At 57.9% G+C, this 14,737-nt stretch carries 10 protein-coding genes; all 10 read right to left on the bottom strand.

All coding sequences use genetic code 11. The features are described 5' to 3' along the window. Window positions 1–10: 10 nt before the first annotated feature. A complete protein-coding gene (locus tag C0557_RS24800; RefSeq protein WP_208662042.1) occupies window positions 11–1,006 on the bottom strand; it encodes a glycosyl hydrolase family 8 in 996 nt (331 codons plus the stop codon). 4 nt (window positions 1,007–1,010) lie between these two features. After that, complete coding sequence (bcsD, locus tag C0557_RS24805) at window positions 1,011–1,493, bottom strand: cellulose biosynthesis protein BcsD (RefSeq protein ID WP_074776156.1); 483 nt, start codon at window positions 1,491–1,493, stop codon at window positions 1,011–1,013. Then, the gene (locus C0557_RS24810) at window positions 1,490–5,485 is read right to left on the bottom strand and encodes a cellulose biosynthesis protein BcsC (RefSeq protein WP_208662044.1); all 3,996 of its coding nucleotides are present in this window, start codon (window positions 5,483–5,485) and stop codon (window positions 1,490–1,492) included. The genes bcsD and C0557_RS24810 overlap by 4 nt, the downstream gene beginning before the upstream one ends. Before the next feature lie 14 nt (window positions 5,486–5,499). After that, on the bottom strand, window positions 5,500–7,785 hold the full coding sequence (bcsB, locus tag C0557_RS24815; protein WP_208662052.1) for a cellulose biosynthesis cyclic di-GMP-binding regulatory protein BcsB: 2,286 nt from the start codon (window positions 7,783–7,785) through the stop codon (window positions 5,500–5,502). Beyond that, window positions 7,782–9,896, bottom strand: coding sequence for a UDP-forming cellulose synthase catalytic subunit (bcsA, locus tag C0557_RS24820; RefSeq protein ID WP_074776160.1), 2,115 nt, complete (start codon window positions 9,894–9,896; stop codon window positions 7,782–7,784). The genes bcsB and bcsA overlap by 4 nt, the downstream gene beginning before the upstream one ends. A gap of 16 nt (window positions 9,897–9,912) precedes the next feature. Beyond that, on the bottom strand, window positions 9,913–10,716 hold the full coding sequence (gene bcsQ, locus C0557_RS24825; RefSeq protein WP_208662055.1) for a cellulose biosynthesis protein BcsQ: 804 nt from the start codon (window positions 10,714–10,716) through the stop codon (window positions 9,913–9,915). Further along, window positions 10,707–11,198: a cellulose biosynthesis protein BcsO gene (locus tag C0557_RS24830; protein ID WP_208662057.1), complete on the bottom strand. Its 492-nt coding sequence runs from the start codon at window positions 11,196–11,198 to the stop codon at window positions 10,707–10,709. Before C0557_RS24830 ends, bcsQ begins: the two co-directional genes overlap by 10 nt. A 625-nt stretch (window positions 11,199–11,823) precedes the next feature. Beyond that, on the bottom strand, window positions 11,824–12,837 hold the full coding sequence (gene dppF, locus C0557_RS24835) for a dipeptide ABC transporter ATP-binding subunit DppF (protein WP_208662059.1): 1,014 nt from the start codon (window positions 12,835–12,837) through the stop codon (window positions 11,824–11,826). Further along, entirely contained in the window at window positions 12,834–13,817 is a 984-nt protein-coding gene (gene dppD / locus C0557_RS24840; protein WP_074776168.1) for a dipeptide ABC transporter ATP-binding protein, read from the bottom strand. The genes dppF and dppD overlap by 4 nt, the downstream gene beginning before the upstream one ends. A gap of 10 nt (window positions 13,818–13,827) precedes the next feature. Then, window positions 13,828–14,730 (bottom strand): dipeptide ABC transporter permease DppC, encoded by a 903-nt coding sequence (gene dppC / locus C0557_RS24845; protein WP_208662061.1) that lies wholly within the window; start codon window positions 14,728–14,730, stop codon window positions 13,828–13,830. Window positions 14,731–14,737 lie beyond the last annotated feature (7 nt).

The raw sequence follows: 14,737 nt of genomic DNA on the forward strand, positions 1-14,737 counted from the left end.
GGTCAATCGGTTAGTGCTGCTGCGCCAGCCACACCAGCATCTTCAGGCTGGCAGAGTAGTAATCATCCTGCGCGGTGATTTGCGGCTCGGCCAGCGTTTCTCCCAGCGTTAAATCACGTACCGCCAGCAGACCATCATTCATCATATACGGCGCCGTTTCGTTGGTTGTCACATTCACCCAGGCTGGCGTCTGATTGCGGCTAAAGCCCTGCCACCAGTTACGCCACGGCGTCAGCAGCGCGCTTTGCGGATCCTGCCAGCTGATATACAGCGGAATACGGATAGCGTCATAACTCATGCGCGGCGGCCACTCTTTCGCCGGGGAGAGCTTGCCATCCGCCGCCAGCGAAACCCAGTCTGTCGGGAGTTGCGCTTTGCCAAAGCGCATTTTTCCCAGCAGCTTTTGTCCGTCAGTGATCAAATCGCGCCACACCACTTGATGGCTGCGCTTCGCGAAATCCTGCCACGCCGGGAAAATGAAGTAGGCAGGATTCAGGTTCACATAGGTGTTGAGATTGAAGCCGTTCGCGCCCGGCAGCATCACGCGGTAACCGGCATAACTCACCACCGTATGTTTCAGCACGGCCTGGGTGATAGCGTCCGACGCGCTGGTATAAGCCGGAACATTCCAGCGCTCCCCCGCTTTCAGCAGTGCCCAGGCCAGCAGAACATCACCATCCGTCGCATCGTTTTTATCGGCAACAGGATCGGCTTCCACCGGGTTATAACGCCAGAAAAACAGGCCGTTATCTTTATTTCTCAGGGTCTTATTCGTCCAGTTCCACATGCTGTCAAAGGCCGCTCTGTCATCACTGGCCACCGCCATCAACATGGCGTAACCCTGGCCTTCAGTATGGGAAACACTTTTATTGCCGGTATCGACGACGCGTCCATCCGGCATCAAAAAACGGGCTTTATAACTATCCCAGGCCGCAGAAGCCTGGGAAAATGACGTAAACAACAGACTCACCATCACCACCAGTGCGGCGAATACGCGCTTCAACATGGGTTTACTCACTTGGGTTAGCGTAACGGAAGAGAACATCCGACACAGAATAGAGCCTTTCGCGGGTAAAAACGAGGCCTGCCGCGCCGCCCTGCTCTTGCATCCAGCGGGTATACAGCCCCTCAAGCACGGCGCAAAAGGCAAAGCACCAGCGCTTCCGGTGCGCATCTTCCCGCGCGACCGGCAAGCCCTGATGCCGAAATGCCAGCCCGTCATCACGGGTATCGATATCGATAAAGCCCCAGTTGAACAGCGCCAGTTGCGCATTGATATTGGCTTCCAGTTCGCCCACGGTTTCCGAAGGCGGGAGCGGCGTACGTTCCGCCATCGCATCGCCCATCTGGCGCAGGAACGGCAGACTTTCCGCTTCGCCGACGTTGCTTACCATGCCGTCAATCATCACGCTCAGCAGATCGAACCAGCCCGGCGCCGTTTGCTGCTGCTGAAACCACGAGAGCAACGGTGTATCAGAAGTGTGTGTCATCATTTGTCTCCCAACATATACCGGAGCCAAATCCCGGCGGTGCTTTCGTTATAATTGCCGAAGGTGTCGTAGCCGACTTTACCGCCCACGGTCATATTTTTATTCACGTTGTAATCCAGCCCCGCATGGAAGTTGTAGCCGATACCGTTTTGCGACGTGCCCTGGTACTGCGCCTCTTTGATAAAGCCCAGATCCGCCAGTTGCTGAAGCATCTTCTGTGCCTCAGGCTCGGTCGGGAAATAGTCGCTTTTATCCTGGGTATAAGACTGATAACCCACAGCGCCGCCGATGCTTAGCTTCCAGTTATCGATTTTCTGCGAAAGATCGACCGGTAAAGAGACGCTGACATAGTTCTGCGGGCTGAAATAACCGCCCTGGCCGTAGGTGAAGTAGCTGAGGTTTTTCGAGAAATCCATCCAGCTCACGCTCAACCCGGCCTGCAACTGGCGGAAATCGTCATGCCACGGGCGTAAATAGACTCCGGCATTGGCGTTCATACTGGTGTTGCTGGCAACGTCCGTCCCGAGATAGCTGTAACCCCCGCCGCCAACGTAAAACCCGGCATCGCCATCATCGTAACTTAACTGTACCGTTCCGCCGTTTTTGGTGACCTGCCCCCAGTGCTGACCGGAGTATTTATCCTGTAGCCCGACATACGACAGCAGGCTGTCGGTGATCGCGCGGCGCTCGCCAGTGAAGATCAGCGTCAGGTAGTTGGTCAGTTTCGGCGACCACTTCACGCCGCCCACCAGCGAGGTGAGATCCTGCCCGAGCGGCGTACTGCCGATATCCAGCTTGTAGCTGTCGCCGCTGAGCGCCATATTCAGCTCTACGCCGCTGGCGTTTTGCGAATCGGTAGAGGCGTTAATCGCATCGTTGTAATTCTTCTTGTAATTCGATGCGCTCAGGCTTTTCAGGCGGCTCGAAGCCAATAAAGAGGTCAGGTTGTTGTAACCCTCATCGGTAAACGGCGTCAGTTTGCTGGCATCGCCGTAACCAGCCAGATCGGTAAACTTATCGCTGCCGTCCGTTGCCGTAGAGCTGTTGGCATTACTGATGGAGGTGGCAATATTGCTCGCCGCATCCGCCAGCGGGTTGGAGCCATAACGACGCCAAGCGTCGCCCGAAGCGCTACCGGAACTGAGGCTGACCGGCGTGGCGGTAAATTCAAAGCGCGCATCGCCGAACGGCGAGCTGGACCAGGTCAGCGGCGCTTTCGCTTCCGTTAATTTACTGGTGCCGGTTTCCCCGTCGCGACCGCGAATATCCACTTCACCTTGCAGCCACATGCCGGTTTTTTCGTCCATCTGCTGCATCATGTCATCCACCTGGCGCAGCGTACGGCTTTGCGCCGTTTCCACTGGCAGATCGGTACGCGTGGTGCCCGGCAGGTTACTGCCCGGCTCACGGGCGACCTGCGCCACCTGCCACGGCAACGTCTGCCCATACAGCGACTGCGGCGCCGCTGTGTCTGCCGTGGTTTTGCTGGTGGTCATAAACGGGTTATCCGCCAACAAAACGCCGCCAATTGTTGGCGTGGCCGCGCTGTTGGTTGATTCCAGCCCCACCAGCTTGCCGCGTGCGCTACGCAACAAGGTCATCGCCTGCTGATGGTTGCCCTTTGCTTCTTCCAGCCGCGCCAGCAGCAGCAGGCGTTCCGGTGAACTGTTGCTGCGCAGGCCATTCGCCAGCACCTGTGCTTTATCAACGTTATTTTCCGCCAGCGCCACATCAATCGCGCCGACGCGCGCGGCCTGATCGTTGCTGTCGCGCGTCATCAGGTAGTCATACAGCACGCCCGCTTCTTTGTTCATTTTGCCGCTCTGATAGAGACGGCCCATGGCGAACATTAAATCGGTGTTCTGCGGATCGCTTTGCAACGCGCGAATCAGCTTGTCATAGGCGGCGGCATAGTTGCCCTGCTCGCGCAGACGATCGGCTTCATTAATCACATAACCGTTACGCACGCCCGCCAGTTGCGCCGGGGTGCTGCGCGCCTGCATCTCCGGGCTGGAAACAAACGTCTGCGCTTCCTGGTTCAACCCGGCCTGATTCAGCACGGCAATTTGATCGGCGTAATCCCCGGCATTGCCCTGCACACCCTGCTGCATATTGGCCCGCACCAGCGAAACCGCCGTGGTCAGATCGCCGGTTTGCGCCAGCATTCGCGCCAGTTTCCCGGCATCGGCCGGGCTTTCCGGCGGCGTGCTGGCGAGCGCTTTCAGGGTATTCGACGCGGCAACAGTATTGCCCTGCGCCAGATAACGATCGGCGGTCGCCATCTGCAGGTTGTAGTTCACCCGACGAGTGAGATCGCGCGTCTGGCTGTTTTGCCCCGCAGGCGAGATCCGCGACAACAACGCGCTGGCCTGCTGCCAGCCGCCATTTTCACTGGCGAACAGCGCGGCGGCATACAAGGAGCTGGCACCTGCGCCGCTGCTTTGCGCCGGAAGCATGACGCTCGCTGCTTCATTCTGCTGGCCGGATTGCTGTAATAATCGCGCCAGATCGAGACGCAGCCACGGATCGTCTGGCAACCGCTCAACGCCCTGACGCAACAGCGCAATCGCCTGCGGCGTATTGCCGCTGGCGGCCAGTTGTTGTGCCTGGCGGCGCAGCGGATCGCCCGGCGTGCCGGTGACCACGCGCGGTTGCAGCTTCGCCTGCAAGCTGGCCGGTAAGGTTCGCAGCATGCTCTGGGCTTCTGCCGTTTTGTTTTGATCACGCAAAACGTAATAGAGGTTTTCACGCGCCGGGGCATTCTGCGGTTGGTCGTTCAGAATAGCGCGCAGCGCCTGCTCCGCCTGCGGATAATCTTTGTTCTGGCGTAACACATCGGCGCGGAACAGTTTTGCTGCCGTTCCCCGCTCGCCGCTCTGCTGCGCCAGCGGTGCGGATAAGGCCAGCGCCTGGCTGACATTGCCCTCTTTCAGCGCCTGTTGCGCCTGCGCCAGCTGGCCGTAAAACGCCGCGTCCTCCGCCTGCGTTTTGCGCTCGGCGGAGGCATCACCGCCCTGGCTCGCCGCCCGGTTCAGGTATTGCGCCGCCGCCTGATAATCCCCCTTGCGCTGGGCGATATACCCCATGCCCGCCAGCGCATCAGCGTCCTGCGGATTGGTTTGCAGCACCTGTTCAAATTGCCGCTTCGCCGTACTGCTGTCGCCGCTGTTCAGGGCGGTAAAGCCCGCGCCTTTCGCCGCGCCGCCGATGTTTTTGCGGTAGTAATCCTGAACTTCGCTGTCCTGCGGATGGCGCTGCAACCAGGTGTCGTAGAAGCGCTCATCGCCGGACTGCGGCCCAAGCCACAGCAGCGCCTGACGTAAACCGGCATCGGCATCTTTGCTGCCGCTGGCCATCGGTTCGAGCAGTAAAATCCCGTCGCGGCGCGTCTCTTCACGCCAGGTGAGCATCTTGCCCAGCGCCACGCGCGCGGCATTATCCTGCGGATTCTGCGCCACAATGCGCTGCATCTGCGCCAGCGCCTGCGGATAGAGCGCTTTGTCGCTCGCCATCGTCAGATAATATTCCGGCGCCAGCCCCGGCGGCGGCGTATTGCCGTTAAACAGGCTGCGCCAGGTCTCCAGCGCGGCCGGAATGTTGCCGCTCCGCGCCTGCTGACGCGCCAGCGTGAGCTGGCCTTGCGGCACCTGCGCCATCTGTTTGGCGTTATCCAGCGCCTGCAATCCGCCATCGCCGGGCGCGGTTTGCGCCAGCCGCGAACGCCACTGCGCGGCGGTCTGCAAATCGCCATTTTGCTGCGCCCACAGCGCCATCAGATACATCGCCTGGGTGTTATTGGCATCAACCATTAACACCTTTTTCAGTGACTCCATCGCCAGGTCGTCATGGGATTTTTCATGCCAGTAGTTGGCCTGATCGAACAGCGCTTTTAATGCCGCATCATTCGGCGCGGCCTGCGCCTGCCCGGCGACGCTGAGCGCAAGTGCGCCGGAGAGGTAAACAGTCGTCCACCGGCGGGCGGTTTTGTTTCGCATTGTGATCACCCTTTTCACTTGCTGTTCTCCGGATCCAGACGTTTACGCTCGCGCTTTTTCAGCGTCAGATAGAGCAGCCAGCCCGCCAGCGAACCGACCAGCAAACCCAGAATAGCCAGCAGCACGGAGTGCTGGTTGGCATACCAGACCACCATCATCTGCGGTGGCATTTGACCACTCGGGAACTGTTCGCCAACGCGGAAGCTGCGCACGCCGTTTTCATTGGTGATGATGGCGGCATCGCCGCGAATACCGGCGTTAATGCGCGCCGAAGCCAGATCGCTGTGCAGGTGCGAAAGCTGTTCATCGCTGCTGCCCAGCGCCAGGACCACCAGGCGCTCATCGTTCCACGGCGAGCGGAAACTGATAAAACCGCGCCACGCTTCGTTAGAGGAGAAGTAGCGGTCAGCCTCCAGCCCTTCGGCCGCCCAGTCGCCCGCCATCCAGCGCTGCACTTTCTGCCACAGGGAAGGCGCGCGCACGCCCAGCGTGTTGTCATGGGTGATAAACGGCGAATCCGCCAGCAGCGCGTGGTTGAAGTCGTGCTGATCCATGCCCGTGACCGCCAGCACGTCGCGATCGCGCACCAGTTCCTGCAGACCGCCGCCGGTGGGAACGCCGAGCACCACGCGGTTATGTCCCAGCGCTGTTCCGGTGGCATTACCGGAGCGCGCGGCCATATCCAGTAGCATGGCGAGCTGCGTTTCTGACGGATTCTGCGGCAACATCAGCACCGTTTCTGCGTAGTCCGCCATGCGGGTAAACGGGAACGACGCACCAACGAAATAGGAGAGGTTCGGCAGCAGCGCAAAGTGACGCGTGTGGCTTAAATCGATCCATGAATCATCATCAATACGGCTTTTGATGTTGTTGTTAAGCAACGTGCTGCACGGCGCATTCTCTTTCGGCACGATGTTGAAGTAGAGCGAGAGCTGGTTGTCGCCGTAGATCATGTACGGCTCCAGCGGCATATCGAACGACTCCTGACGCGCATCGCCGCCCAGCTTGTGCCACAGCGTTTCCAGCACGCCCTGCTTATTGACCGGCAGGTTGTGCAGGAACGTGTCGTTCATGGTCATGCTCAGCCAGGAGCGCTGCTCGTCGATCCAGTTTTCCGTCGGGAAGCGGTAACCAATGTGCAGCGGGATGGTTTCACCGTCCCACAAAAACAGATCCGGCGCGGCGCGAAATGCCACCTGCAACGGCGAGTGCCAGATCCCGATGGCGGTCAGGATTTGATCTTTGCGGATCAACTCATGAAGCTTGATGGGACGATCGGTTGGGATCCAGCGCGGCGCATCATAGGGTTTGCTCAACGGAATGGTCTGCGCCGTAACATCGAGCGCAGGTGTTTGCGGCGTGAAATTGCCCCGCGTCAGCCGCCAGGCCGCCGCACGCAGTTCATGCTCATCTTTACCGACCACCAGCAGCAGCTTGTACACCGGGTTCGCCGGGTTATCGATAATTTTCAGCAGCGGCTGCGTGGTTTGCGGCAGCGTCAGGCCGCCGATCTGCTCGCCGGGATGGCCGATCAGGATGCCGTTCTGTTCCGGCAGACGATCGTGATACGCCGCAAAGGAGATGCCGCGATAATCGGCCTGGATCCCCATCCACGAGGAGATCAATGCGCCCGCGCTAATGGCATCGGCGCTCAGCGTCGCGCCGAACGCCATCGCAATGCTCGTCGGTGACATCTGCATGCTGTCAAAGAACGGGCGCGGGAAGTGGCTCAGATCGGTGCCGATATCCAGTTGCTGCCCTTCCAGCTCAAAACGCGAATCCGGCAGGACGGTGACACGATACTTATCGTTCAGATCGCGCTGGCACTGCATCGCCTCGCCATCATTGATTTTGAAGCTCAGGTTGTTGCTGGAAACCATCAGCGCTGCCGGAATATCCAGCTGGTAGCGCGACAGATCGCTATCGGTCGCGGTCAGCGGCACGGTGCCCAGCGGCTGGCCGTTAAGCATCAATTGCAGGGTAGCATTACGCGCCGCCATTGCCGGGGAAACCTTCAGATTCAGCGCCAGCCGGGCGTTGGTGATCACCTGATCCATCGGCAGGGTAAAATCGACGCCGCTCTGGAACTGGCCGCCGCTCAGGGTTAACCCCTGCGGTTGTCCCATTTGCGCCAGACTCACGCTGTTGACCACCGACGGCACAAAGGCCGATGCGCTTTGCGCCGCTGTCGGCGGGGGTAAATCGACCGGCAGCAGCGACGAAACCGTGGTTTCTTCACTGTGCAGCGGCACCATAAACAGTGTACCGACCAGCATAGCCAGTGTTGCCAGACGTTTCATACGCTGCCCTCCTCCGACGTCGCCTTCTCCGCCAGCTCTGCCCGCAGGCGGCGATTTTCCCGACGCGATGTCCAGGTCAGCCAGAAGAGATCAAAGACGCAGCGCACAATGGTCAGCATCGAGCGGAACGGGTTGTCCTGCGGTTTCGGCGGGTGGATCCACGCGTCCGCGCGGGAAAGCACCACGCGCACCAGTTCGCGGCGGCGCGACAGCGGAATATCGTCGAACATCAGGCGGATATACTCGGCATCGCTGGCGATGATACGAACCGGAATGGCAATCGCGCCCGATTGCAGCAGCAGTTCAATCTCTTCGATTTCATCGCTCTGGTGGCGCTCGTCCGGCACCACAATACGGCAGCCGCCCATCGATAAATCGGCGGTCTGGCTGCGCGAGGTAATACCGCTGGCATAGTGGATCAATACCGGAATATCGACATCAATACGGATTGTTTTGCGGGTCTGGCGGGTTTCCCGCGCCACGGCAATCGCCGCCAGCAGGAAAATCAGGCTGTACAGCCCCCAGCCGACGTTAAGGGCGATAACGCGCGGATCGACGCCGAAGTAATCATGGGCGCAGGCGCGGACAATCCCGGCCACCACGCCAGCCGCCAGCAACACCGCGATAATCAAATGCGGGCGCACCACGCTGAAATCGAAATAGCCCACGTTCAGCAGGCCGCCTTTATCGGTGACGTTAAATTTCCCGCGTTTCGGAAACAGCATGGTGACGACGGTCGGCAGGACAATATGGAACGCCAGCACGATGTCATAAATCTCTCCCCAGAAGCTGTAACGGAAACGCCCGTTCAGACGCGAGTTAACGTACACCGCAAGGAACAAATGCGGCAGCGCGTAGGCGAAGACCAGACTGGCCGAGGAGTGAATAATGTTCAGGTTAAACAGCAAATAAGCCAGCGGCGCGGTCAAAAAGGCGATTCGCGGCAGCGCAAACTGGTAATAAAGCATCGCGCTCAGGTAGCACAAACGCTGCGGAAGGGTCAGCCCGCGTCCCAGCAGCGGGTTGTCGAGGCGGAAAATCTGCGTCATGCCGCGCGCCCAGCGGGTACGCTGGATCACATGCAGTACCAGACGTTCGGTCGCCAGACCGGCCGCCAGCGGAATATCGATAAACGCCGTGCCCCAGCCCAGGCGCTGCAATTTCAGCGCGGTATGCGCATCTTCGGTCACCGTTTCCACGGCAAAACCGCCAATCTCCTCCAGCGCGCTGCGGCGGATCACCGCGCACGAGCCGCAGAAAAAGGTTGCGTTCCAGTTGTCGTTGCCTTGCTGGATCGGGCCGTAGAACAGCGAGCCTTCATTAGGAATATTGCGGCCTACCGACAGGTTGCGTTCGAACGGATCCGGTGAATAGAAGTAGTGTGGCGTCTGCACCAGCGCCAGTTTCGGATCTTTCAAGAAACCGCCGACCGTGGCTTGCAGGAAAATTCGCGTGGCGACATGGTCGCAGTCGAAGACGCAGATCAGCTCGCCGTGAGTAAGCTTCATCGCGTGGTTCAGGTTGCCGGCTTTGGCGTGCGCATTGTCATTACGGGTGATATACCCGACGCCGACATCGGCGGCGAACACCGCAAACTCCCGGCGTTTACCATCATCGAGCAGGTAGATTTTCATCTTATCGCGCGGGTAATCAATACACTGCGCGGCGAGCACCGTATCACGCACCACGTCCAGCGGTTCGTTGTAGGTCGGAATGTAGACATCCACCGTCGGCCACTGGCTCATATCATCCGGCAGTTGCACTATTTCACGCTTCAGCGGCCAGACAGTTTGCAGGTAACTCAGCAGCAGCATCACCCAGACATAGACTTCCGCAAGGAACAGCCCCATGCCGAGCAGGGTTTCAATCTCAGAGTTAAAATGCAGGGTTTGCGTCAGGCGGAAATAGATATAGCGTGTCGACAACAGCACCGACATCACGACCATAATCACCGAAATACTGCGCTTTTTGCTGAATCCAAGCAGGAACAAAATACCAATGCTGATCAGGCCAAAAATATACTGCTTTTGGCTGTCCATCGGCGTAATGACCACCAGCAGGGCGACAGGAACCATTGCCAGCACCAGCAAAACAGAAAGAAGCTTTTTCATAGGTTGCCCGTGAGCGTTAGAAACCTGACATGCGCGGCGAGTTGTGAACCGTCCCGTCACCGATTTTGACGCCTAAAATACCGGCGACGCGTTTTGCAATGAGTTCAATATCGAAAGCGGCGGCGGAAGCCGGGCTAAAATCGAACACCGATTGCTGTGAGGCATTCGCTTCGGCAACGCTTTCATCGCGGTGCAGCACGCCCAGAAGCTGGTTGCCCAGGCGCTGCTCAAGAAACGTGGTGACATCACGGCTGATCTGGCGGCGGTTGTCGCTCTGATTGACCACAAAAAAGTGACCGGCTTTACGGTTGAGCACCTCTCCCGTCAGGCGGTTGTTTTCTATTTGCGGCAGCAGGGAGAGCGATGCGGTATCCGCCAGCAACGTCACCAGATGCACATCGGCCAGCCGCGACATGGCTTTTAACGCCGCCGACGGCCCTGGCGGAAAATCGGCGACGATAATCAGCCCCGGATAGTTCAACAGCGTATTCAGCCCACGCGTTAAAAAGTGCTCGTCATTCGCCAGCCGCTCTTCAAATGTGAGGCGCTGATCTTCCGTGGCGTCGCCATAAGGCAGGACGAAGATATTGCCGCCCGCGGTGAGGACAAACTGGCTCCAGTCCGATGATTCCGCCGCTTTGGCAACGTAGCCGCGCCCGTCCGTTAGCGGTACGCCGAAATGCAGGCGCAACGCATTCTGCACGTCAAAATCGAGCGCCAGCACTTTGCTGCCTGAACGGGCCAGCGCGTACGCCAGATTCGCCGTCAAGGTCGTTTTTCCGACACCACCTTTCGGCGAACAAACACAAATCAACGGCATGACGCGATCCTTTCTAACAACGAATGTAATGGCTGGTTTTTTTCCGTTTTCGGCTTTGCTTCCGGCGCTTTGGCGGCGAAAAGCTGCGCGTAATTGACGGCGGCAGATTTTACCCCCTCAGCAGGCAACGCTCTCACCGGGGTGGGGATGGACACAGGCGCCGGGGGCGGGATGACCGCCGCAATCTGGCTGGCAACCGCCTGAAAAATGGAAGGAGCCGGTATTGACGCAGGCTCACTGACGTCGGCAGCGGGCGCATTTTCAGGGCGGGCAAAGAGATCCGGTTCAATGGATTGCGGGACAGGAAGAGAAACATGGCCGCCCATGGTCAGCGTCGATTCATCCGTTGCCGGAGAGAGCTGCTGAATCAGCGCCCAGTTTCCCTGGTCGGTGCCAGGGTTTTGCGCGGAGAGATCCTTAAAATTGTGCTTTTGGTTGCGGGTTTTATCCTTAAACCTCTGCAAATCATCATAATGATTCATGGTTAATCTCATGATTTACAAAATAATATTGTACCCGCCACCGCTAAAGATCTCAGCGCCCGGATATTGGTCGAGTTGTGGCTTTTTATTTTGGCTGTGCTGTGTTGCGTGGGTACAAGATAATGTTTCGGCGATGGCCTTCCGCCTGTTTTTACGTGTTAAATTTCATTGGTACTAACACGATGTTTATTTCCGGTAAATATATAAACAATACCCATACATGTGCCATCTTTTTTTGCTGCGGTATCTATTAAAGTGTTAACGTCCAAAAAAGGAGGGATATTATGGAGATAAAAACCAACTTAAGATAAATTAATATTAATTAGTATCACACATTTCATGATTAAAAGAGTAATAATCCATGAAAAGAAATAGCATCTTTAATTTTTACTTACCTGGAGAAATATTTAGAAATAATTATTGGGAGTCATAAAACTGTTTTATTCCGCTAAGCCATTATTCCTGCTGAAATTATCTCTCCGTTCGTTTTAAGGTAAATTTATTGGAAATTTCAAAAATAAGCCGAAAAGCTTATAAGGATTGGCAGCAACGGAGAATATCGATTGTCCGGGGTCAGCGTAAAGTAACAGGCCCGGCAACCTGAACGCTGCCGGGCACATGAGGATTACGCGTGCGGTTTCTCGCCGTTCTCATCCTGGTCGACGGCAAAGCAGGCAACCAGTTGACCACTGTAATCTTTCAGCTGCGGCTGCAGCTGCGTGCAGGGGCCGAAACGACGGGAGCAGCGGGCGTTAAACGCGCAGCCCGGCGGTGGATTCAGCGGGCTTGGCAGCTCGCCGGTCAGTTTAATGCGCTCGCGACGCTCATCCGGATTCAGGCGCGGCGTTGCAGAGAGCAGCGCCTGAGTGTACGGATGACGCGGGTTGGAGAAGATCTGGTCTTTCGTGCCTTTCTCCACGCAGCGGCCGAGATACATCACCATCACTTCATCGGCAATGTGCTCAACCACAGAGAGATCGTGGGAGATAAAGACGTAAGAGAGCCCCAAATCCTGCTGCAAATCCATCATCAGGTTGAGCACCTGCGCGCGCACGGAGACGTCCAGCGCGGAAACCGGTTCGTCGGCAATCACCACGTCCGGATCGAGCATCAGACCACGGGCGATAGCAATACGCTGACGCTGACCGCCGGAGAACATATGCGGATAGCGATCGTAATGCTCGGTTTTCAGGCCGACTTTCGCCATCATCTCCAGCGCTTTTTCCCGACGCGCCTCTTTGCTAAGAGAAGTGTTAATCAGCAGAGGTTCTTCGAGGATCTGCCCCACTTTTTTACGCGGGTTCAGCGATCCATACGGGTTCTGGAAGACGATCTGAATCTTCTGCCGACGCAGCTTCTGCGCATGGGGATCGTGTTTCAGCAGATCCTGACCCTGGTAATACAGCTCGCCGCCGGTCGGGGTTTCAATCATCGTCAGCAGACGGCCGAGCGTGGATTTACCACAGCCGGATTCGCCCACCACCGCCAGCGTTTTACCGCGCTCCAGGGTGAACGATACGCCATCCAGCGCTTTCACCAGGCGTTCCGGGGCAAACATTCCCTTCTTCACCGGGTAGTATTTTTTCAGGTCGATAGCCTGCAACAGCGGCTGCTGCGAGGTGGCCTCGTGCGTACTCATAGTGTCGGCCTCCCGGCGTCATCGAGTGGGTAGTGACATTTGGACTGACGGCCGCCATCGACGGTGTTCAGTGCCGGTTCCTGCTCGCGGCATTTGTCCGTTGCATACGGGCAGCGCGGGTTCAGCAGGCAGCCAGTGGGGCGGTCATATTTGCCCGGAACAACGCCCGGCAGCGAAGCCAGACGCGCTTTGTCCTGCGCAAACTCCGGCAGCGCACGCAGCAGCGCCTGAGTGTAAGGATGACGCGGCGCGCGGAAGATATCTTTCGCTTCACCGCTTTCCACCACCTGGCCTGCGTACATCACAATAATTTTGTGCGCCGCTTCCGCCACCAGCGCCAGATCGTGAGTGATCAGGATCAGCGCCATATTCTCTTTTTGCTGCAACTCCAGCAAAAGCTCGATGATCTGCGCCTGGATGGTTACATCCAGAGCGGTCGTCGGTTCATCAGCAATCAGCAGTTTTGGCTGACAGGCAATCGCCATGGCAATCATCACGCGCTGGCTCATCCCACCGGAGAGCTGGTGCGGATATACGTCCAGACGCGAGGCCGGATCGGGAATACCGACCTGCGTCAGCAGGTCAATCGCGCGCTGACGACGGGTTTTCTTATTCCCGCCCTGATGCACCTTAATCGCTTCCATTATCTGGAAACCGACCGTGTAGCACGGGTTCAGGCTGGTCATCGGATCCTGGAAAATCATCGCCACTTCGGAGCCCACCAGACTGCGGCGCTCTTTTTCCGAAATGCGTTTCAGATCCTGGCCGTTGAACTCCAGGTTTTCGGCCATTACGCGGCCGGGGAAATCAATCAATCCCATAATCGCCAGTGAACTGACGGATTTACCGGAGCCGGATTCACCGACGATGCCGACCACTTCGCCCTGGCTCACGCTGTAACTTACGCGGTCTACGGCGCGGAACTCGGAGCCAACGTCGCCGAAGTGCACCGATAATTTATCTACATTTAATAACGCCATCTCGAACCTCTTACTGCTTCAGTTTGGGGTCGAGCGCATCACGCAGGCCGTCACCCATCAGGTTAAATGCCAGCACCGTCAGCAGGATCGCGACGCCCGGGAAGGTCACGACCCACCAGGCACTCTGCGCGAACTGCAACACATCGGAGAGCATAGTGCCCCACTCCGGTGTTGGCGGCTGCGCACCCATGCCAAGGAAGCCAAGGGCGGCCATGTCGAGAATGGCGTTCGAGAAGCCCAGCGACGCCTGAACGATCAGCGGCGCGAGGCAGTTGGGGAAAATATTGACGAACATCTGGCGCATCGCACCCGCACCGGCAACGCGGGAAGCGGTCACGTAGTCGCGATTCACCTCCACCAGCACGGCGGCGCGCGTGAGTCGCACATAGTGCGGCAGGGCGACAAACGTCAGCGCCAGCGAGGCGTTGACAATCGACGGGCCGAAGATAGCCACCAGCACCAGCGCCAGCAGCAAGCTCGGCAGCGCCAGCATAATGTCGACGACACGCATAATGATGCTGTCAATAACGCCGCCAAAGTAACCGGCCACCAGGCCGAGCACGATGCCCGCAATCAACGACAGCACGACCACCAGACAGCCCACCAGCAGCGACAGACGGGCGCCAAACATCAGGCGCGACAGCGTATCGCGGCCAACATCATCGGTACCCAGAATGTGCGTCCAGGTACCGCCGTCCTGCCAGATCGGCGGCGCCAGCAGCGCATCGCGGAACTGATCGGCCGGGTTGTGCGGCGCAAGGAAGTTAGCAAACACAGCGATAATCAGCATGATCACCACGTAAACCAGGCCAACAACTGCACCTTTGTTGCGTTTGAAATAGTGCCAGAACTCCTGCAACGGCGTCATTGGCACCGGTGCAGCGATAACTTTATTTTCAGTAAATTGTGACATGATGGCC

The organism is Kosakonia sp. MUSA4, assembly GCF_013085925.1.
Taxonomy (GTDB): domain Bacteria; phylum Pseudomonadota; class Gammaproteobacteria; order Enterobacterales; family Enterobacteriaceae; genus Kosakonia; species Kosakonia sacchari_B.

Excerpts from the sequence above, each read along its gene's own strand:
- C0557_RS24800 (WP_208662042.1), bottom strand. The coding sequence starts at position 1,006 with ATGTTGAAGCGCGTATTCGCCGCACTGGTGGTGATGGTGAGTCTGTTG.
- bcsD (WP_074776156.1), bottom strand. The coding sequence starts at position 1,493 with ATGATGACACACACTTCTGATACACCGTTGCTCTCGTGGTTTCAGCAG.
- C0557_RS24810 (WP_208662044.1), bottom strand. The coding sequence starts at position 5,485 with ATGCGAAACAAAACCGCCCGCCGGTGGACGACTGTTTACCTCTCCGGC.
- bcsB (WP_208662052.1), bottom strand. The coding sequence starts at position 7,785 with ATGAAACGTCTGGCAACACTGGCTATGCTGGTCGGTACACTGTTTATG.
- bcsA (WP_074776160.1), bottom strand. The coding sequence starts at position 9,896 with ATGAAAAAGCTTCTTTCTGTTTTGCTGGTGCTGGCAATGGTTCCTGTC.
- bcsQ (WP_208662055.1), bottom strand. The coding sequence starts at position 10,716 with ATGCCGTTGATTTGTGTTTGTTCGCCGAAAGGTGGTGTCGGAAAAACG.
- C0557_RS24830 (WP_208662057.1), bottom strand. The coding sequence starts at position 11,198 with ATGAATCATTATGATGATTTGCAGAGGTTTAAGGATAAAACCCGCAAC.
- dppF (WP_208662059.1), bottom strand. The coding sequence starts at position 12,837 with ATGAGTACGCACGAGGCCACCTCGCAGCAGCCGCTGTTGCAGGCTATC.
- dppD (WP_074776168.1), bottom strand. The coding sequence starts at position 13,817 with ATGGCGTTATTAAATGTAGATAAATTATCGGTGCACTTCGGCGACGTT.
- dppC (WP_208662061.1), bottom strand. The coding sequence starts at position 14,730 with ATGTCACAATTTACTGAAAATAAAGTTATCGCTGCACCGGTGCCAATG.